The sequence below is a fragment of the Amycolatopsis sp. NPDC088138 genome (genome assembly GCF_044741685.1).
In the GTDB taxonomy this organism is placed as follows: Bacteria; Actinomycetota; Actinomycetes; order Mycobacteriales; family Pseudonocardiaceae; genus Amycolatopsis.
Window position 1 is genome coordinate 244,053 of sequence record NZ_JBIUTB010000008.1, and the last position, 21,782, is coordinate 265,834.

General features: G+C 74.4%; 1 protein-coding gene. It reads left to right on the forward strand.

Annotated features, from left to right (window positions below; all coding sequences use genetic code 11):
• The first annotated feature begins 16 nt into the window (after positions 1-16).
• Positions 17-21,745: an SDR family NAD(P)-dependent oxidoreductase gene (locus ACIOD2_RS42065; protein ID WP_400550973.1), complete on the forward strand. Its 21,729-nt coding sequence runs from the start codon at positions 17-19 to the stop codon at positions 21,743-21,745.
• Positions 21,746-21,782 lie beyond the last annotated feature (37 nt).

The window sequence follows — 21,782 nt, forward strand, 5'->3', positions numbered from 1 at the left end:
CATGAGTGGGGACACCGTGGGTGAGAACGACAAGCTTCGCGACTACCTGACGCGAGTCACCGGTGAGCTGCAGCGCACGCGCGGCCGCCTCGCCTCGCTGGAAGAACGCGCGGCGGAGCCGATCGCGATCATCGGGATGGGCTGCCGGTTCCCCGGCGGCGTCCGTTCCCCGGAACAGTTCTGGGCGATGCTGACCGCCGGGGACCACGGCATCACCGGGTTCCCCGGCGACCGCGGCTGGGACGTCGGCGCGCTCGTCGACCCGGACCCGGACCACCTCGGCACCAGCTACGTCGACCGCGGCGGGTTCGTCGACGGCGCCGGCGAGTTCGACCCCGAGTTCTTCGGCATCTCACCGCGCGAAGCCGTCTCGATGGACCCGCAGCAGCGGCTCCTGCTCGAGACGTCGTGGGAAGCGCTGGAGCGCAGCGGGATCAACCCCGCCTCCCTGGGCGGCAGCCGCGCGGGCGTGTTCGTCGGCACCAACGGCCAGGACTACGGCCGTGACCTGCCCAAGGGCGTCGAAGGGGTCGAGGGTTACCTCGGCACCGGCATCTCCGGCAGTGTCCTTTCCGGACGGATCTCCTACGTCCTCGGCCTGGAAGGCCCTTCCGTCACCGTCGACACCGCGTGCTCGGCGTCGCTGGTCACGCTGCACCTCGCCGTCCGCGCGCTGCGGGCGGGCGAGTGCGACCTCGCGTTGTCCGGTGGTGCCACGGTGATGGCGAGCCCGGACGCGTTCATCGAGTTCTCCCGCCAGCGCGGCCTCGCCCGCGACGGCCTGGTGAAAGCGTTTGCGGCCGGCGCCGACGGCACCGCGTGGGGCGAGGGCGCCGGCATGCTCGTGCTGGAACGGCTTTCCGACGCCCAGCGCCACGGGCACCCGGTCCTCGCGGTCGTCCGCGGCACCGCGGTCAACCAGGACGGCGCGTCCAACGGCCTCACCGCGCCCAACGGCCCGTCGCAGCAACGCGTCATCCGCCAGGCACTCGCCGACGCGCGACTGTCCACGAAGGACGTCGACGTCGTCGAGGCGCACGGCACCGGTACGACGCTGGGCGACCCGATTGAGGTCCAGGCCCTGCAGGCCACCTACGGCCGCGACCGCGGCGAGCGTGGCCCGCTGCTCCTCGGCTCGGTCAAGACGAACATCGGCCACACCCAGGCCGCCGCCGGCGTCGCCGGGATCGTCAAGATGGTCCTCGCCCTGCAGCACGGCGTCCTGCCCGCCAGCCTGCACATCGACGCGCCGAGCCCCCAGGTCGACTGGTCACCCGGCACCGTCGAACTGCTGACCGCCGCCCGCGCCTGGGACGGTGAGCACCGCCGCGCCGGCGTATCGTCGTTCGGCATCAGCGGCACCAACTCCCACGTCCTGCTGGAGCAGGCGCCTGCGGTCGAAACGTCCATAGTGGACGAACCCAGCTTCCCGGTGGTGCCGTGGGTGCTGTCCGGCCACACCGACGCGGCTCTGCGCGCCCAGGCCCGGGCCCTGCTGGACGTCGACGGCGACCCGGCCGGCATCGGCTGGTCCCTGGCCGCCACCCGCGCGACGTTCGACCACCGCGCCGTCGTCACCGGCTCCGACCTCACGCAGCTGCGGGAAGTTCTCACCGCGGTCGCAGACGGTGCCACCACCGGCGAGGCGACCGGCGGGCAGCTCGCCGTCGCCTTCACCGGCCAGGGTTCCCAGCGGCTCGGCATGGGCCGCGAGCTGTATGACGCGTACCCGGCGTTCGCCGCGGCATTCGACGAGGTCTGCGCGCTGCTGCCCGGCGTCCGTGACGTCGTCTTCGGCGACGACGCGGCCGCGCTGAACGACACCGGGAACGCCCAGCCCGCGCTGTTCGCGCTGGAGGTCGCGCTCTACCGGCTCGTCGAGTCGTGGGGTGTGATCCCGGACTTCCTGATCGGCCACTCCGTCGGCGAGCTGGCCGCCGCGCACGTCGCCGGCGTCTGGTCCCTCGAAGACGCGGCCGAGCTGGTCGCCGCGCGTGGCCGCTTGATGAGCGCGCTGCCGCGCGGCGGCGCGATGTGCGCGATCGAGGCGACCGAAGACGAGGTCCGCGCGGCCCTGGTGCCGGGTGCGGACATCGCCGCCGTCAACGGCCCGCGCGCGATCGTCGTCTCCGGGACCGAGGACGCCGTCCGCCAGGTGCAGGCGGCCTTCAGCGACCGCCGCACCAAGCAGCTCACCGTGTCGCACGCGTTCCACTCCGCGCTGATGGACGGCATGCTCGACGAGTTCGGCACGGTCGCCCGGCGGATCACCTACCGGACGCCGAAGATCGCGCTCGTCTCCAACGTCACCGGCCGCATCGCCGCCACCGCCGAGATCACCGACCCCGGCTACTGGGTTCGGCACGTCCGCGAGGCCGTCCGGTACGCCGACGGCGTCCGCGCGCTCGCCGACGCCGGGGTCACCCGCTTCCTCGAACTGGGCCCGGACGGTGTCCTCTCGGCCGCGGGCCAGGACAGCGCCGACGGCCTGTTCGTCCCCGCACTGCGCCGCAACCGCCCCGAGGTCGAGACGCTGATCAACGCACTGGCCGCGGTGTACGTCCACGGCGGGACCGTCGGCTGGGCCGCGATGCTCGCCGGCGCGCGGCGCGTCGACCTGCCCACCTACCCGTTCCAGCGCGAGCACTACTGGCTGCCCGCGACGCACGCCGCGGGGGACGCGGCCGGGCTCGGCCTCGGCTCGCTCGACCACCCGCTGCTCGGCGCGGCCGTGTCGGTCGCCGACGCGGGCGGGTTCCTGTTCACCGGCAGCCTTTCCCTGCGCACGCACCCGTGGCTGGCCGAGCACGCCGTGCACGGCCAGGTCGTCGTGCCCGGCACCGCGCTGGTCGAGCTGGCCGTCCGCGCGGCCGACGAGACCGGCCTGGCCGTGCTCGAAGAGCTGACCCTGCAGACACCGCTGGTGCTCCCCGAAAGCGGCGCGGTGCAGGTCCAGCTCTGGGCCGGGGCACCGGAGGAGTCCGGCCACCGACCGCTGACCGTCCACTCGCGACCGCACGGTGCGGGTGACTGGACCCTGCACGCCACCGGCGCCCTCGCGCCGACCGCGACCGCCGCGAACTGGGACCTGGCCGAGTGGCCGCCGGCCGGCGCGGAAGCCGTCTCGCTCGACGGCCGGTACGCCGAGCTGGCCGCGAACGGCCTGGAGTACGGCGAGACCTTCCAGGGGCTCCGCGCGCTGTGGCGCGACGGTGAACACACCTACGCCGAGGTCTCCCTGCCCGAGCACGCCCGCGACCAGGCCGGACGTTTCGGCCTGCACCCCGCGCTGCTCGACGCGGCCCTGCACGCCCTCGCCGACGGCGACGGCCCGGCCCGGCTGCCCTTCGCCTGGAGCGACGTCGTCCTGCACGCCTCCGGCGCGGCCGAGCTGCGTGTCCGGCTCACCCCGTCCGGCACCGACGCCGTGACGCTGCGGGTGGCCGACGGGACCGGTGCGCCGGTCGCGACCGTCGGCTCCCTGGTCGTCCGGCCGGTCACGGCCGCGCAGCTGCGTCCCACCGCTTCTCGCGACGGCCTCTACGAGCTGGCCTGGCAGCCGATCACCGCCACCGGAGAAGCCCCGCGCTGGGCCCGCTGGCCGGAGGTCGCCGACGTTGTCGTCCACCGTGCGGAAGGGGACGACGTCCACGCCGTCGCCGGCGAAGCCTTGGACGTGCTCAAGACCTTCCTCGCCGAAGAGCGCTTCGCCGAGGCGAAACTGCTCGTCCACACCGGACAGTCCGATGTGGACCCGGTCGCCGCTGCGGTGTGGGGCCTGGTCCGCAGCGCCCAGTCCGAGCACCCGGACCGGTTCCTCCTGGCCGACGCCGACGAGCTGACCGACGCCGTCCTGGCCACCGGTGAGCCGCAGGTCGCCGTCCGCGAGGGCGAGTTGCGCGTGCCTCGGCTGGTGGCCCCCGAGCGGCTCCTGCCGCCGGCCGGGAACTGGCGGCTCGGCCTGTCCGGCAAGGGCACCTTCGACCACCTCATCCTGGAGCCGGTCGCCGAGGAACCCCTGGGCCCGCAGGGGGTGCGCGTCACCGTCCGCGCCGCCGGGCTCAACTTCCGCGACGTCCTCAACGCCCTCGGCATGTACCCCGGCGAGGCCGGGCTGCTGGGCAGCGAGTTCGCCGGGACCGTCCTCGAGGTCGGCGACGGCGTCACCGACCTGCGCCCCGGCGACGAGGTCATGGGTCTCGTCTCCGGCGGCGCGGGCCCGGTCGCGGTCGCCGAGCGGCCGATGATCACCCGCAAGCCCGCGGACTGGACGTACGAGCAGGCCGCGTCGACCCCGCTGGTCTTCCTGACCGCCTACTACGCCCTGGTCGACCTGGCCGGCCTCGACCAAGGCGAGTCGATCCTCATCCACGCCGCCGCCGGTGGGGTCGGCATGGCCGCCACGCAGCTCGCGCGCCACCTCGGCGCCGAGGTCTACGGCACCGCGAGTGAGGGCAAGCAGCACGTCCTGCGCGACGCCGGGCTCGACGACGCCCACATCGCGTCGTCCCGCACCCTCGACTTCGAGCAGCGGTTCAGCGGCATCAACGTCGTCCTGAACGCCCTCGCCGGCGACTTCGTCGACGCCTCGATCCGCACGATGGCCCCGGGCGGCCGGTTCCTGGAGATGGGCAAGACCGACATCCGCGAACCGGAAGACGTCCACTACCAGGCGTTCGACCTGATCGACGCGGGCCCCGAGCGCACCGCGCAGATGTGGGACGCGCTCACCGAGCTGTTCGCGACGGGTGTGCTCACCCCGCTGCCGGTCCGCACCTGGGACGTCCGCGAAGCACGGGAAGCCTTCCGATTCCTCAGCCAGGCCAAGCACATCGGCAAGGTCGCGCTCACGATGCCGCGGACCTTGGATCCGGAGAAGCCGGTGCTCATCACCGGCGGCACCGGCGGCCTCGGCGCGCTGATCGCGCGACACCTCGTGGCCGAGCACGGCGTCCGCAAGCTGATCCTCACCAGCCGTCGCGGCCTGGACGCGCCGGGCGCGCGGGAACTGGCCGACGAGTTGAACGCCGAGGTCGTCGCCTGTGACGTCGCCGACCGCGACGCCGTGGTCGCCCTCCTCGACGGCGTCGACCTCACCGGCGTCGTCCATGCCGCCGGTGTCCTCGACGACGGCACCATCGACACCCTCACCCAGGACCGCCTCGACCACGTCTTCGGGCCCAAGGCCGACGCGGCCCGCCACCTGCACGAACTCGCCGGCGACGTCGATCTGTTCGTCACCTTCTCCTCGGCCGCCGGTGTCCTCGGCGCGCCCGGGCAGGGCAACTACGCCGCGGCCAACGGGTACCTCGACGGTCTCGCCGCCCACCGCCGCTCGCTCGGCCTGGCCGGGCAGTCGCTCGCCTGGGGCCCGTGGGCCGCGGGCATGGCCGAGACCCTCGGTGAAGCCCACCTCGCGCGGCTACGCGCCGGGGGCACGCCCGCCCTCGCCGTCGAGGACGGCCTCGCGCTCTTCGACGCCGCCCTCGCCGGCGGAGCGCCCCTCGCGATCCCGGTGCAGCTGGACCTGCCGGTGCTCGCCGCATCCGGCCCGTTGCCGCCGCTGCTCGGCGCGCTCGTGAAGCCCGGCCGCCGGACCGCGAAGTCCGGCCAGGACTCCTCGCTGGCGCGGCGGCTGGCCGCGCTCACCGAGGCGGACCAGGACCGCGAACTCCTCGACCTCGTCCGCACCCAGGTCGCTCTGGTGCTCGGGCACGTCACGGCCGCCACCGTCGAACCGGGCCGTGGGTTCATGGACCTCGGCTTCGACTCGCTCACCGCGGTCGAGCTGCGCAACCGCCTCGGTGCCGCGACCGGCCTGCGGCTGCCGTCCACGGTGATCTTCGACCACCCGACACCCGTGGCCCTCGCCGGTTACGTCCGCTCGGAACTCCTCGGCGACCTCACCGCCGGGCCGCGGGCCCAGGCCCGCGTCACCGACGACGCCGAGCCGATCGCGATCGTCGCGACCAGCTGCCGGTTCCCCGGCGGTGTCAACACGCCGGAAGACCTGTGGCGCCTGGTCGCCGAAGGCCGCGAAGGCCTCACGGAGTTCCCGGCCGACCGCGGCTGGGACCTGGCCGCGCTGTTCGACCAGACCCCGGGCAAGCAGGGCGTTTCACACACCCGCACCGGCGGCTTCCTGCCGTCCGCGGGCGACTTCGACCCGGAGTTCTTCGGCATCTCGCCCCGCGAAGCACTCGCCATGGACCCGCAGCAGCGGCTCCTGCTGGAAATCGCGTGGGAGGCGTTCGAACGCGCCGGCATCCCGCCGGGCACCCTGCGCGGCAGCGACACCGGCGTCTTCACCGGCGCGATCTACCACGAGTACGCGTCGCGGCTGACGAAGATCCCCGAGGAGGTCGAGGGTTTCCTCGGCACCGGGACGTCCGGCGCGATGATGTCCGGCCGCGTCTCCTACACCTTCGGCTTCGAGGGCCCGGCCGTGTCGGTCGACACGGCGTGCTCGTCGTCGCTCGTCGCGATGCACTTGGCGAGCCAGGCCCTGCGCTCGGGGGAGTGCACGCTCGCGCTGGCCGGCGGCGTCACCGTGATGGCCAACCCCGACCCGTTCGTCGACTTCAGCAAGCAGAACGCGATGGCGATCGACGGCCGCTGCAAGGCGTTCGCCGACGGCGCCGACGGCGTCAGCTGGGGTGAGGGCGCCGGGTTCGTCCTGCTCGAGAAGCTGTCCGACGCTCGCCGCAACGGCCACCCGGTTTTGGCGCTGCTCAAGGGATCCGCGGTCAACCAGGACGGCGCGTCCAGCGGTCTCACCGCCCCGAACGGGCCCTCGCAGCAGCGCGTGATCCGGCAGGCCCTGGCCAACGCCGGACTGTCCACTTCGGACGTCGACGTCGTCGAGGCGCACGGCACCGGCACCCGCCTCGGCGACCCGATCGAGGCCCAGGCCTTGCTGGCCACCTACGGCCAGGACCGCGAAGAGCCGCTGCTGCTCGGCTCGGTCAAGTCGAACTTCGGGCACACGCAGGCCGCGGCCGGCGTCGCCGGGGTGATCAAGATGGTCGAGGCGATGCGCCACGGGGTTGTCCCCGCGACGCTGCACGTCGACGCGCCGTCGGCCCAGGTCGACTGGGAAGCCGGGGCGATCCGCGTGGCCGGCGAGTCCGTGGGCTGGCCGGAGACCGGCCGCCCGCGCCGTGCCGGCGTCTCGTCGTTCGGCTTCAGCGGCACCAACGCCCACGTCGTGCTGGAGCACGTTCCGTCCGAAGAGACCGAGTCCGGCACCGGGCCCGCGGTGCTGCCGTGGGTGCTGTCTGGCCGGTCCGAGGAGGCCCTGCGGGCGCAGGCCGCGCAGCTGGCCGACCTGGCGGCCGACCCCCTCGACGTGGCCTGGTCCCTCGCCACCGCCCGCACCGCGCACGAGCGGCGCGCGGTCGTCGTCGGCGCCGACCCGGCGGTGCTGCGCGCCGGGCTGGCCGCGTTCGCCGACACCGGCCGGGCGGCCAACGTCGTCACCGGCCGCGCCGTCACCGGGCGGTTCGCGATGCTGTTCACCGGCCAGGGCTCCCAGCGCCTGGGCATGGGCCGCGGGCTCTACGACGCCTTCCCGGCCTTCGCGGCCGCGTACGACGAGGTCAGCGCGCTGCTGCCCGCGGTCCGCGACGTCACCGATGCCGACGTCCTCAACCGCACCGGCACCGCCCAGCCCGCGATCTTCGCCCTGGAAGTTGCGTTGTTCCGGCTCTACGAGTCGTGGGGTGTGAAGCCGGCCTTCCTCGCTGGGCACTCGATCGGCGAGATCGCCGCCGCGCACGTCGCCGGGGTGTTCTCCCTGGCGGACGCGGCCAAGCTCGTCGAGGCGCGGGGCCGGCTGATGGAGGCCCTGCCCGCGGGTGGCACGATGGTCGCGATCCAGGCGTCCGAGGACGAGGTGCGCGAGTACCTGTCCGGCGAGGTGTCGCTGGCCGCGGTCAACGGCCCGAACGCCGTCGTCCTGTCCGGTGTGGACAGTGCACTGCGGACGGTCGCCGCCCGGTTCGCCCAGGACGGCCGCCGCACCAAGCACCTCGTGGTGTCGCACGCCTTCCACTCCGCGCTGATGGAGCCGATGCTCGCCGAGTTCGGCGAAGTCGCGCGGAGCCTGACGTATAACGACCTGCACATCCCGGTCGTGTCGACCGTCGCGGCCGACGCCGACTTCACCGATCCGGAGTACTGGGTCACCCACGTCCGCGAGCCGGTCCGGTTCGCCGACGCCGTGGAGCGGCTGGCCGCCGAGGGCGTCACGGCGTTCCTCGAGCTCGGCCCCGACGCGGTGCTGTCCGCGATGGGCGCCGACTCCGCGGCCGACGCCGTGTTCGTCCCGGCGCTGCGCAAGGACCAGGACGAGGCCCGCGCCGCGGTGTCGGCGCTGGGCGCGGTGCACGCGGCCGGCGGACCGGTCGACTGGGACCGCTACTTCGACGGCAGCGGCGCCCGCCCCGCCGTCCTGCCGACGTATCCGTTCCAGCGCCGCCGCTTCTGGCTGTTGGCTCCGCCGGGCGCCGGGGACGCCACCGCGCTGGGCCTCGGCGCGCTCGATCACCCGCTGCTCGGCGCGGCCGTCGCGCTGCCCGAGCGCGGCGGTCTGGTGCTCACCGGACGGCTCTCGCTGGACGAGCAGCCGTGGCTGGCCGGGCACCGGGTGCGGGACGCCGTGTTGCTGCCCGGCACCGCGTTCGCCGAGCTGGCGGTCCGGGCCGGGGACGAGGTCGGCTGCGGCACCGTCGAAGAGCTGACCCTGCAGGCACCCCTGGTGCTCACGAAGACCCCGGTCCAGCTGCGAGTGTCCCTTTCGGACGATGCCGCGCGCCGGACGCTCACCATCCACTCCCGGGAGCCGGACGCCGACTGGACCCTGCACGCCACCGGCTCCCTCACCACGGAAGCGTCACTTTCACGTGAAAGTGACGCCTCCGAGTGGCCTCCCGCGGGGGCCGAACCGGCGCCCCTCGACGGCTTCTACGACACTCTCGCCGAAGCCGGACTCGCTTACGGTGATCCATTCCGTGGTCTGACCAAGGCTTGGCGAAGCGGCGACGACGTCTTCGCCGAGGTCGCCCTGCCCGACGGCGCCGACGTCCGCGGGTTCGGGCTGCACCCGGCGTTGCTCGACGCGGTCCTGCACGCCGTCGGCCTGACCGGCGGCCCGGCGCGGCTGCCGTTCTCGTGGGCCGGACTGCGGCTACACGCCACCGGCGCGACCACCCTGCGCGCGCGCCTCACCCCGGCCGGGACCGACGCCGTCGCCCTGCACGTCACCGACGGCGTTGGCGCGCCCGTGCTCTCGGTCGACTCGCTGAGCCTTCGCCCGGTCGGCGACGGCCCGCTGCCGAGTGCAAGCGGAGACGCCGTGTTCGGGATCGACTGGATCCCGGTCGCCACGCCGTCGCAGGGTGAAGACGTCACCGTCTACGAGGTCCTCGACGACACCCCGATCGACGTCGTGCTCGGCATGCTGCAGGCCGCCGAAGACCGCCTGGTCGTGCAGCTCACCGGCGACACCCCGGGTCACGCCGCCGTCGCCGGGCTGGTGCGCAGCGCCCAGGCCGAGTACCCGGACCGGTTCGTCCTGGTGCACGGCACCGGTGACGTCGCCGCCGCGGCCGCCACCGGCGAGCCCGAGGTGAAGCTGACCGAAGACGGCCTGCGCGTCCCGCGGCTGGTCCGCACCCGCGCCACCGCGGACCCGGACTGGACCCTCGACGGGACCGTCCTGGTCACCGGCGGCACCGGCGGGCTCGGTGCCCACCTGGCCCGGCGGCTCGTCGAGCGCCACGGCGTCCGGCACCTCCTGCTGGCCGGCCGCCGGGGCGCCGACGCCCCGGGTGCCGAGGCCCTGCGCGAGGAGCTGACCGCGCTGGGCGCCGAGGTGACGATCGCCGCGTGCGACGTCGCCGACCGCACCCAGGTCGAGTCCCTGCTCGCTGGGCGCTCGCTGGCCGGCGTGGTGCACGCGGCGGGCGTGCTCGACGACGGCGTCCTCACGTCCATGACCCCCGAGCGGCTCGCGGCCGTCGCGGGCCCGAAGGCCGACGCCGCGCGGCACCTGCACGAACTCACCAGCGACCTCGAGCTGTTCGTCACGTTCTCCTCGATCGCCGGCGCCCTCGGCGCGCCCGGCCAGGCGAACTACGCCGCGGCCAACGGGTACCTCGACGGCCTCGCCGCGCACCGCCGCGCCCAGGGTCTGCCCGGGACGTCGATCGCTTACGGCCTCTGGGAAACCGGCATGGGCGAAGGCCGCGACGGCGCGGCCCTGGCGATCGAAACCGGCCTGGACCTGTTCGACCTCCTGGCCATCGGTGACGACCCGCGTCCGGTCGCGGCCAAGCTCGACCTGGCCGCGCTGCGCGCCGAGACCGAGGTCCCGCACGTGCTGCGGAGCCTGGTCCGGCCCCGGCGTCGCCGGGCGGCGGAGGAGGCGGAAGCGGCCGGGCTGCGCCAGCGGCTCGCCGGACTGCCCGCCGCCGAGCGCGTGCGGCTGCTCACCGAGCTGGTCCGCACCGAGGCCGCGCACGTCCTCAGCCACACCAGTCCCGACGCCGTCGAGGCCGACCGCGCCTTCGGTGACCTCGGGTTCGACTCGCTGACCGCGGTCGAGTTCCGCAACCGCCTCGGCACGGCCACCGGCCTGCGCCTGCCCGCGACCCTCACCTTCGACCACCCGACCCCGTTGGCCCTGGCCGAGTTCCTGCTCGCCGAGCTGCTCGACGAGCCGGACACCGCGACCCCGGTCTTCACGCCCACCCGGGCCGACGGCGACCCGATCGTCATCGTCGGCATGGCCTGCCGCTACCCGGGCGGCGTCACGTCGCCGGAAGAGCTGTGGGACCTCGTCGCCGCGGGACGCGACGGCGTGACGCGGTTCCCCGAGGACCGCGGCTGGGACGTCGACGGCATCTACGACCCCGACCCCGACCGCGCGGGCAAGACCTACACCCGCGAAGGCGGTTTCCTGCACGACGCGGGCGACTTCGACCCGGAGTTCTTCGGTATCTCGCCGCGCGAGGCCCTGGCGATGGACCCGCAGCAACGCCTGCTGCTCGAAGTCGCCTGGGAGTCGCTGGAGCGTGCCGGCACCGACCCGGCGTCGCTCAAGGGCAGCCCGACCGGCGTGTTCGCCGGCGTGATGTACCACGACTACGGCACCCGCCTCGGCAGCGACGTTCCCGACGACGTCGAGGGTTTCCTCGGCACCGGCACCTCCGGCAGCGTGCTGTCCGGCCGCGTCTCCTACACCCTCGGCCTCGAAGGCCCGGCCGTCTCGGTCGACACCGCGTGCTCGTCTTCGCTGGTCGCGCTGCACTGGGCGATGCAGGCCCTGCGCTCGGGGGAGTGCTCCCTCGCGCTGGCCGGCGGCGTCACGGTGATGGCGACGCCGGAGACGTTCATCGGCTTCTCCCGCCAGCGCGGCCTCGCCGCCGACGGCCGGTGCAAGTCCTTCTCCGCCGACGCCGACGGCACCGGCTGGGCCGAAGGCGCCGGAATGCTCGTGCTGGAACGGCTTTCCGACGCGCGCCGCAACGGCCACCAGGTACTCGCGGTGGTCCGCGGCAGCGCGGTCAACTCCGACGGCGCGTCCAACGGCCTGACCGCGCCGAACGGCCCGTCGCAGCAACGGGTCATCCGCCAGGCCCTCGCTGCCGCGGGTGTCGAATCGTCCACTGTGGACGCCGTCGAGGCGCACGGCACCGGTACCACCCTCGGTGACCCGATCGAAGCGCAGGCCCTGCTGGCCACCTACGGCCGTGAGCGCGACGGCGAGCCGCTGTACCTCGGCTCGGTGAAGTCCAACTTCGGCCACACGCAGGCCGCGGCGGGCGTCGCCGGGATCATCAAGATGGTCCAGGCGATGCGGCACGGCGTCCTGCCGCCGTCGCTGCACCTGGGTGAGGCGAGCCTGCACGTCGACTGGGAAGCCGGCGACGTCGAGCTGCTGGCCGAGGGCCGCGGCTGGCCGGAGACCGGACGCCCGCGGCGGTCCGCCGTGTCGTCGTTCGGCATCAGCGGCACCAACGCGCACGTCATCCTGGAGCAGGCCCCGGCGGAGACGCCGGTGCCGCGCGAGGTCGTGGCCCCGGCCCTGGTGCCGTGGGTGCTCTCCGGCCGTGGTGCGGAAACCCTGCGCGAGCAGGCCGGACGCCTGCTCGGCCGCGACGGCGAGCCGGTCGACGTCGGCCTCGCGCTCGCCACCACCCGCACCGCGCACGAACGCCGGGCCGTCGTGCTCGGCGCGACCGACGCCGACCTCCGCGAGGGCCTGGCTTCCCTGGCGGATGGCGAGTCCGCTGGTTCCGTGGTGACCGGGCGGGTGCTGCCCGGACGGACGGCGTTCCTGTTCACCGGCCAGGGTTCGCAGCGGCTCGGCATGGGGGAGGGGCTGTACGCCGCGTTCCCGGCGTTCGCCGCCGCCTACGACGAGGTCCGCGCGCACCTGCCCGGGTTGCTGGAGGTCACCGACGCCGCCGCGCTCAACCGCACCGGCGCCGCGCAGCCCGCGATCTTCGCCCTGGAAGTCGCGCTATACCGGCTCGCCGAGTCCTGGGGTGTCGTGCCCGACTTCGTCGCCGGGCATTCGATCGGTGAGATCGCGGCCGCGCACGTGGCCGGGGTGCTGTCCCTGGCCGACGCGGCCAAGCTCGTCGAGGCCCGCGGGCGGCTCATGGAGGCGCTGCCCGAGGGCGGCGCGATGGTCGCGGTCCAGGCGAGTGAGGACGAGGTCCGCGAGCACCTGACCCCGAAGGTCTCCCTGGCCGCGGTCAACGGCCCGGACTCGGTGGTGCTGTCGGGCGCTTTGTCGCCGACGGTGAAGCTGGCCAAGAAGTTCGAGAAGCTCGGCCGACGTACCAAGCGCCTCGACGTCTCGCACGCGTTCCACTCGGCCCTGATGGAACCGATGCTCGACGAGTTCACCGCCGTGGTGCGGGAACTCGACTTCGCCGAGCCCGTCATTCCGTTCGTGTCCACTGTGGACGGCGAGCGGACCGGCCGGGTGACCGAGCCGGAGTACTGGGTCGAGCACGTCCGCTCGACCGTCCGGTTCGCCGCCGGACTGGCGTGGCTGCGCGAAGCTGGTGTCACCAAGTTCCTCGAGGCCGGCCCGGCCGCGGTCCTGACCGCGCTCGCCGACGACGGCCCGGACACCTTCGCGGCGGCGTTCCTGCGCGCCGACCGAGACGAGGCCGAGAACGCGCTCACCACGCTGGCCGCCGCGTTCACCCGCGGTGTCCTGGTCGACTGGACCGCGGTGTTCCGCCCGACCGGCGCCCGCGTCGTCGACGTCCCGACTTCGGTGTTCGACCGTCGCCGCTTCTGGCTCGCCGCCGGCTCCGGCGCGGGCGACGTCGGTGCGGCCGGGCTCCAGCCCGCCGGGCACCCGCTGCTGGGTGCCGCGGTGCCGTTCGCCGACGGCGACGGCTGGGTCCTCACCGGCCGCCTCTCGGCGGCGACGCACCCGTGGCTGGCCGGGCACGCCGCGTTCGGCGAAATCCTCGTCCCCGGCACGGGCCTGCTGGAACTCGCGGTCCGCGCCGGTGACGAAGCCGGCTGCGCGACCGTCGAGGAACTGACCCTGGCCGCACCGCTGATCCTGCCGCCGCACGGCGCCCTGGACGTCCAGGTGCTGGTCGGTGCGACCGGGACGGGCGGACGTCGTCCGGTCTCGGTGCACTCGCGCGCCCCGCAGGGGGAGTGGACCGAACACGCGACCGGCTCCCTGACCCCGTCACTTTCACGTGAAAGTGACGCCCTGGGGGAATGGCCACCGGCCGCCGAGCCGATCGCCTTGGACGGGCTTTACGCCGATCTCGCCGCAGCGGGGCTTGAGTACGGGCCGCCGTTCCGCGGGCTCACCACGGCCTGGCGTAGCGGGGACACCCTGTACGCCGAGGTTGCGCTGCCCGAGGGCACCGACGTCGACGGCTTCGGCCTGCACCCCGCGCTCCTCGACGCGGCGTTGCACACCCTCGGCCTGACGCCGAGGGAGGGCACCCGCCTGCCGTTCCTCTTCGGCGACGTCACCCTGCACGCCACTGGCGCCACCGCGCTCCGGGTGCGCGTGACGCCGACCGGGCCCGGCAGCGTGTCCGTGCTGGCCACGGACACGACCGGCGCGCCGGTCGCGACGCTCGGTACGGTCACCGTCCGGACGGCGGAGGCCCCGCGGCCGCGCGGCACGGACTCGCTGTACGAGCTGACCTGGACCGAAGTGCCCGCCGACGGTGAGTCCACTGAGGACGTCTCCGTGTTCCGCGCCCCGGACGGCGAGCCGCGCGAGGCCCTGGCGGCCACCCTCCAAGCCGTCCAGGAGTTTCTCCGCGACGACCAGGTCGCGCGGATGGTCATCCAGACCGGGGACACCCCGGCCGGAGCCGCGGTCCGTGGTCTCGCCCGCACCGCCGCGTCCGAGCACCCGGGCCGGTTCACCGTCGTGGACGGCGAGAGCGTCACCGCCGAACCCGAGGTCCGGGTCCGCGACGGCGTCACGGAGGTTCCCCGGCTCACCCGGGCGACCACCGGCGAGCCCGCGGTCTGGGGCGAGGGCACCGTCCTGATCACCGGCGGCACCGGTGGTGTGGGCGCCGCGATCGCCCGGCACCTCGCACCGAACGTCACGCGGCTGGTCCTCACCAGCCGTCGCGGGCTCGACGCGCCTGGCGCGGCCGAGCTGGCGGACGAACTCGGCGCCGACGTCGTGGCCTGCGACGTCACCGACCGCTCTGCGCTCGCGGCTCTGCTCGACGGGATCGGCGACCTCACCGGGATCGTGCATGCGGCTGGGGTGCTCGACGACGGCGTCCTGACCGAGCTGACCCCGGAGCGCTTCGACACCGTGCTGCGGCCCAAGGCCGAGGCAGCGTACGCGCTCCACGAGCTGACCCTGGATCGGCCGCTGACCCAGTTCGTCTTGGTGTCCTCGGTCTCCGGCATCCTCGGCGGCCCGGGTCAGGCCAGCTACGCCGCGGCCAACGCCCTGCTCGACGACCTCGCGCGGCGACGCCACGACGCCGGCCTGCCCGGCAAGTCCCTGGCGTACGGCCTGTGGGCCAACGGCATGGGCGGCCAGTCCGATGTGGACCGTCTCGCCCGCGCCGGGTTCGGCGCGCTCACCGACGAAGAGGGCCTGGCCCTGTTCGACGCGGCGCTGGCGTCCGAGACGCCGGTCCCGGTGCCGGTCAAGCTCGACCTGGCCACCCTGCGCACGCTGGCCCGCACGACCGAGCCCGCCCCGGCCCTGCGCGGGCTGGTGCGCGTCCCGAAGCGGCGCGGTGCGGCCAACGCCGCGGCCGCCGCGGGACTGACCGCGACCCTGTCCCGCCTTTCCCCGGCCGACCAGCTCTCCCACCTGGTCGACCTCGTGCGGGGCCAGGTCGCCGACGTCCTCGGCCACGGCACCGCGACGTCCGTTGAGGCGAACCGTGCCTTCACCGAGCTTGGCTTCGACTCGCTCACCGCCGTCGAACTGCGCAACCGGCTCGGTGAGGCGACCGGCCTCCGCCTGCCCGCGACGCTGGTGTTCGACCACCCGACCCCGGCCGCGCTGGCCGGGTACGTCCAGGGCGAGCTGGTCGGGGCGACGTCCACTGTGGACGTCCAGCCGCTCCGCGTGGCCGAGCCGGACGAGCCCCTGGCCATCGTCGCGATGAGCTGGCGGTTCCCCGGCGGCGTCAGCTCGCCGGAGGACCTCTGGCGGCTGGTCGCCGACGGGACCGACGCGATCACGCCGTTCCCCGCCGACCGCGGCTGGGACCTGGAACGCCTCTACCACCCGGACTCCGACCACGCCGGCACCAGCTACTCCCGCGAAGGCGGGTTCCTGCACGACGCCGCCGACTTCGACGCCGAGTTCTTCGGTATCTCGCCGCGGGAGGCGGTCACCGTCGACCCGCAGCAGCGGCTGCTGCTGGAGACCGCGCACGAGGCGTTCGAACGTGCCGGCATCGACCCCGCCCGGCTGCGCGGCAGCGCCACCGGCGTGTTCGCCGGCGTGATGTACGACGACTACGCCTCCCGCCTGGCCGCCACCCCGGACGGCCTGGAGGGCCTGCTCGGCACCGGCAGCGCGAGCAGCGTGCTGTCCGGTCGTGTCGCCTACACCTTCGGGCTCGAAGGTCCGGCGGTCTCGGTCGACACGGCGTGCTCGTCGTCGCTGGTCGCCCTGCACTGGGCGGCCCAGGCGCTGCGCTCCGGCGAATGCGAACTGGCGCTGGTCGGCGGCGCGACCGTGATGGCGAGCCCCAACCCGTTCATCGAGTTCTCGCGTCAGCGCGGCCTGGCCGCCGACGGCCGCTGCAAGCCGTTCGCGGCCGCGGCCGACGGGACCGCCTGGGCCGAGGGTGCCGGTTTCCTGCTCCTGGAACGGCTTTCCGACGCCCGCCGCAACGGCCGTCGCATCCTGGCCGTCGTCCGCGGCTCCGCGGTCAACCAGGACGGCGCGTCCAACGGCATGACCGCGCCGAACGGCCCGTCGCAGCAGCGGGTGATCCGCCGCGCCCTGGCCGCCGCCGGGGTCGAGTCGTCCACAGTGGACGTCGTCGAGGCGCACGGCACCGGCACCGCGCTGGGTGACCCGATCGAAGCGCAAGCCCTGCTGGCCACCTACGGCCAGGAGCGCGACGAGCCGCTGTGGCTCGGCTCGGTCAAGTCCAACATCGGGCACACCCAGGCCGCGGCCGGGCTCGCCGGGATCATCAAGATGGTCGAGGCCATGCGCCACGGCGTCCTGCCCGCGACCCTGCACGTCGACGAGCCGTCCCCGCACGTCGACTGGTCCGACGGTGCCGTCCAGCTGCTCACCGAGTCGCGGCCCTGGCCGGCGGACGGCCGCCCGCGGCGCGCGGCGGTGTCGGCGTTCGGCATCAGCGGCACCAACGCGCACGTCATCCTGGAACAGGCCCCGGACGCCCCCGCGCCCGACCGGGCGCCGACGGCTCCCGCGCTCCTGCCGTGGGTGCTGACCGGCCGTACGGAGGACGCGCTGCGGGCCCAGGCCGAGCGGCTGCTCGGCACGGTCGGCTTCGCGGACCCTGTGGACATCGGGTTCTCCCTGGCCACCACGCGCTCGGCGTTCGAACGGCGGGCCGTGGTCAGCGGTGACGTCCGCGCCGGGCTCGCCGCCCTCGCCGGTGGCCGCGCGACTCCGGAGGTCGTGACGGGCCGGGCCGCCGAGGGCAAGCTCGCGGTGCTCTTCACCGGTCAGGGTTCCCAGCGGCTCGGCATGGGCCGTGGGCTGTACGACGCGTTCCCGGTGTTCGCGGCCGCCTACGACGAGGTTTGTGAGCTGCTGCCCGCGGTCCGTGACGTCACCGACGCGGACGTCCTCAACCGCACCGGCACCGCCCAGCCCGCGATCTTCGCCCTCGAAGTCGCGCTGTTCCGACTGGTGGAGTCGTGGGGCATCCGCCCCGACTTCCTGGCCGGGCACTCGATCGGCGAGATCGCCGCCGCGCATGTCGCCGGGGTGTTCTCGCTGGAGGACGCGGCCAAACTCGTCGAGGCGCGGGGCCGGCTGATGCAGGCCCTGCCCGAGGGCGGCGCGATGGTCGCGATCCAGGCGACCGAGGACGAGGTCCGCGAGCACCTGACCGACGAGGTCGGCTTGGCCGCGGTCAACGGACCCAACGCCGTGGTCCTGTCCGGTGTGGACGGTGCGGTGCACGCCGTGGCCGCGCTTTTCGCCGAACGCGGGCGCCGCACCAAGGCGCTGGTCGTGTCCCACGCGTTCCACTCGATGCTGATGGAACCGATGCTGGCGGAGTTCGCTTCGGTAGCCGAAAGCCTGACTTACGCCGAGCCGGCGATCCCGATCGTCTCCACCGTGACCCGCGAAGCCGACTTCACGGACCCGGCGTACTGGGTGCGCCACGTGCGGGAGCCGGTCCGGTTCGCCGACGGCGTCCGCGCGCTCACCGCGGCCGGGGTCACCCGGTTCGCCGAGTTGGGCCCGGACGGCGTGCTCTCGGCCATGGGCGCCGACAGCGCCCCGGACGCGGTGTTCGTGCCGGTCCTGCGCAAGGACCGCGACGAGCGCCAGACCGCCGCGGCGGCGTTCGGCAAGCTCGTCGCCACCGGGACCGACGTCGACTGGACGGCGTTCTTCGCCGGCACGGACGCCCGTGCTGTGCCGCTGCCGACCTACGCCTTCCAGCGTGAGCGGTTCTGGCTCGACCCGCCCGCCACCAGCGGCGACGCGGCCGGGCTGGGCCTGGCCGCGGCCGGGCACCCGCTGCTCGGCGCGACCGTCCCGACGGCGGGTGAGGACGGCCTGGTCGGCTACGGCCGGCTGTCCCGCACGGCCCAGCCGTGGCTGGCCGACCACGCGGTGCTCGGCACCGTCCTGGTCCCCGGCGCGGCGCTCGTCGAACTCGCCGTCCGGGCGGGCGACGAGCTGGGCTGCGCCCGCGTCACCGAGCTGACCCTGGCCGCGCCGATGGTGCTGCCGGAGACCGGCGGCCTGGCCGTCCAGGTCGTGGTCGGCGCCGCGGACGACGACGGCCGCCGCCCGGTGTCCGTCCACTCCCGCCTCGCCGACGCCCCCTGGACCGAGCACGCCACCGGCCTCCTGGAGCCGTCACTTTCACGTGAAAGTGCCGCTTCGGGGGAGTGGCCGCCGGCCGGGGCCGAGGCCCTGGATGTCACGGAGCTGTACCCGGGGCTCGCCGAGGCCGGTCTGCAGTACGGGCCGGTGTTCCAGGGCCTGACCGCCGCGTGGCGCGTCGGTGACGACGTCTGCGCCGACCTCGAACTGCCCGCCGCCGCGCACGGCGACGCCGGGAAGTTCGGCCTGCACCCGGCCCTGCTCGACGCCGCGCTGCACGCGATCGGCCTGCTGCCCACCGGCGACACCACCAAGACCCGGCTGCCGTTCCTCTGGCGGGACGTCGTCCTGCACGCGGCCGGCGCCACCGCCGCCCGGGTCCGGGTCGCCACCACCGGTACCGACTCGGTGCGCCTGGAACTCACGGACGGCGCCGGAGCCCCGGTGCTGACGGTCGGATCGTTGCTGCTGCGCGAAGTCACCTCAGTCGACCAGTCCACTTCGGACGATCTGTTCCGGCTCGGCTGGAGCCCGGTCATGACCGAGCCCGGCCCGGCTCCGGAGGTGGAGATCCTGCGGGCGGTCCCGGAGAGTGGCGACGCCCCGGCAGCCACGCACGCCCTGCTGCGGAGCACGCTGGCGAAGCTGCAGGAGTGGCTGGCCGAGGGCAAGGGCGCCACCCTGGTCGTCCGCACCGAGAACGCCGTGGCGGTGTCCACTTCGGACACCGTCGACCCGGCCGCCGCCGCGGTCTGGGGCCTGGTCCGCAGTGCCCAGTCCGAACACCCCGGTCGCCTGGTCCTGCTCGACGCGGCCGAGACCGGCGTCGAGACCGCACTCGCCGTGCTGGGTGACGAAACCCAGCTGGCCGTGCGCGACGGTGTCGTCCACGCCGCGCGGCTGCTGACCGCGGCGTCGTCGCCGGACCTCGTGCCGCCGTGGCACGAACCGGCCTGGCGCCTGGACAGCGTCGTCAAGGGCACCCTCGAGCGGCTCTCGTTCGAGCCGTTCCCCGAGGCTGTGGAACCGTTGCTGCCGCGCGAAGTCCGGATCGCCACCCGCGCGGCCGGGACCAACTTCCGCGACGTGCTCAACGTGCTCGGCATGTACCCGGGTGACGCCGGCCGCATCGGCTACGAGGGCGCCGGCGTCGTCACCGAGGTCGGGTCCGAAGTGGACGATCTCGTGCCCGGTGACCGGGTGATGGGCCTGGTGCACGGCGGCTTCGGCCCGATCACCTTCGCCGACCGGGACCTGCTGGCGAAGATGCCGGACGACTGGACGTTCGAGCAGGCCGCGTCCGTGCCGCTGGTGTTCCTGACCGCCTACTACGCGCTGGCCGACCTCGGCGCCCTGCAGAAGGGCGAGTCGGTGCTGATCCACGCCGCGGCCGGCGGCGTCGGCATGGCGGCCACGCAGCTGGCCCGCCACCTCGGCGCCGAGGTCTTCGGCACCGCCAGCGAGGGCAAGTGGGACGTCCTGCGCGCCGCCGGGCTGGCCGACGACCACATCGCGTCGTCCCGGACCCTCGCGTTCGAGGACCGGTTCCGCGAGACGACCGGCGGGCGCGGGGTCGACGTCGTGCTCAACGCCCTGACGGGCGAGTTCATCGACGCCTCGATGCGCCTGTTACCGCGCGGTGGGCGGTTCGTGGAAATGGGGAAGACCGACGTCCGCCCGGACGGCGCCGGCGCGGGGCACCATCCGGAGGTCACTTACCGGGCGTTCGACGTGATCGAAGCGGGCAACCGCCGGATCGCGCAGATGTGGGAGGAGCTGATGGTCTTGTTCACCGAAGGCGCACTCACCCCGCTGCCCGTCCGCACCTGGGACCTGCGCCGCGCCCCCGAGGCACTGCGCTTCCTCAGCCAGGCCAAGCACGTCGGCAAGGTCGTCCTGACCGTGCCGCGGCGCCCGGCGACCGGCACGGTGCTCGTCACCGGCGGCACCGGCGGGCTCGGCGCGGTACTGGCCCGCCACCTGGTCACGAAGCACGACGTCCGGGACCTGGTGCTCACCAGCCGCCGCGGCCCGGACGCTCCGGGCGCGGCCGAACTGGCGGCGGACCTGACCGGGCTGGGCGCGACCGTGCGGATCGAGGCGTGCGACGCCGCGGACCGCGACGCGCTGAGCGCGGTGCTGGAGGGCACCCCCGGCCTGACCGGCGTGGTGCACGCGGCCGGCGTCCTCGACGACGGCCTGCTCACCGCGCTCACCCCCGAGCGGCTCGAGAAGGTGCTGCGGCCCAAGGTGGACGCGGCGTGGAACCTCCACGAGCTCACCCGCGACCGCGACCTGACCATGTTCGTGCTGTTCTCCTCGGCCGCCGGGGTGCTCGGCGCGCCGGGGCAGGCCAACTACGCCGCGGCGAACACCTTCCTCGACGGCCTGGCGCACCACCGCCGCGGCCTGGGGCTGCCCGCGACGTCGCTCGCCTTCGGCCTCTGGGCCGACGGGATGGGCGGCATGGGAGGCGCAGCGGACGCCGACCGGATGGGCCGCGACGGCGTCGGCAGCTTCGACCCGGCCGAGGGCCTCGCCCTGTTCGACCTGGCCACCACCCTGGCCGAGCCGGTGTCCGTGCCGGTCAAGCTGGACGTGGCCGGCCTCCGCTCGGCCACCGGGCCGGTGCCGCCGCTGCTGCGCGGCCTGGTCCGCGGCTCGGTGCGCCGGGCCGCCCCGGTCGACGCGGCGGCGCAGGCGGACGGGCTCAAGCGCCGGCTCGCCGGGATGTCGCAGGCCGACGCCGAACTGGTGCTGCTCGGGGTGGTGCGCGGCCAGGCCGCGGCGGCCCTCGGGCACACCGGGCCGGACGCGATCGAGCCGGCCAAGGCGTTCACCGAGCTGGGCTTCGACTCGCTGACCGCGGTCGAGCTGCGCAACGGGCTCGACGCGGCCACCGGCCTGCGCCTCCCCGCGACGCTGATCTTCGACTACCCGACCCCCGACGACCTGGCCAAGTACCTGCAGTCCGAAGTGGTGCCCGCCGCCGGCGAAGAGACCGGCCTGGCGTCCGGGATCGACCGGCTCGCCGCCGAGCTGTCCACAGTGGACGTCTCGGCCGCGGACAGCGCCGAGGTCGAGACGAAGCTGCGGAACCTGGTCGCCCTGTGGCAGGACCGGGTCCGGCCGTCCGACGGCGAAGCGGACCTGGAAGTGGACACCATCGACGACATGTTCGCCCTGCTGGACAACGAACTCTGACCCCGGCCCGGCGCCGCGACACCGCCGCCGCTAGGAG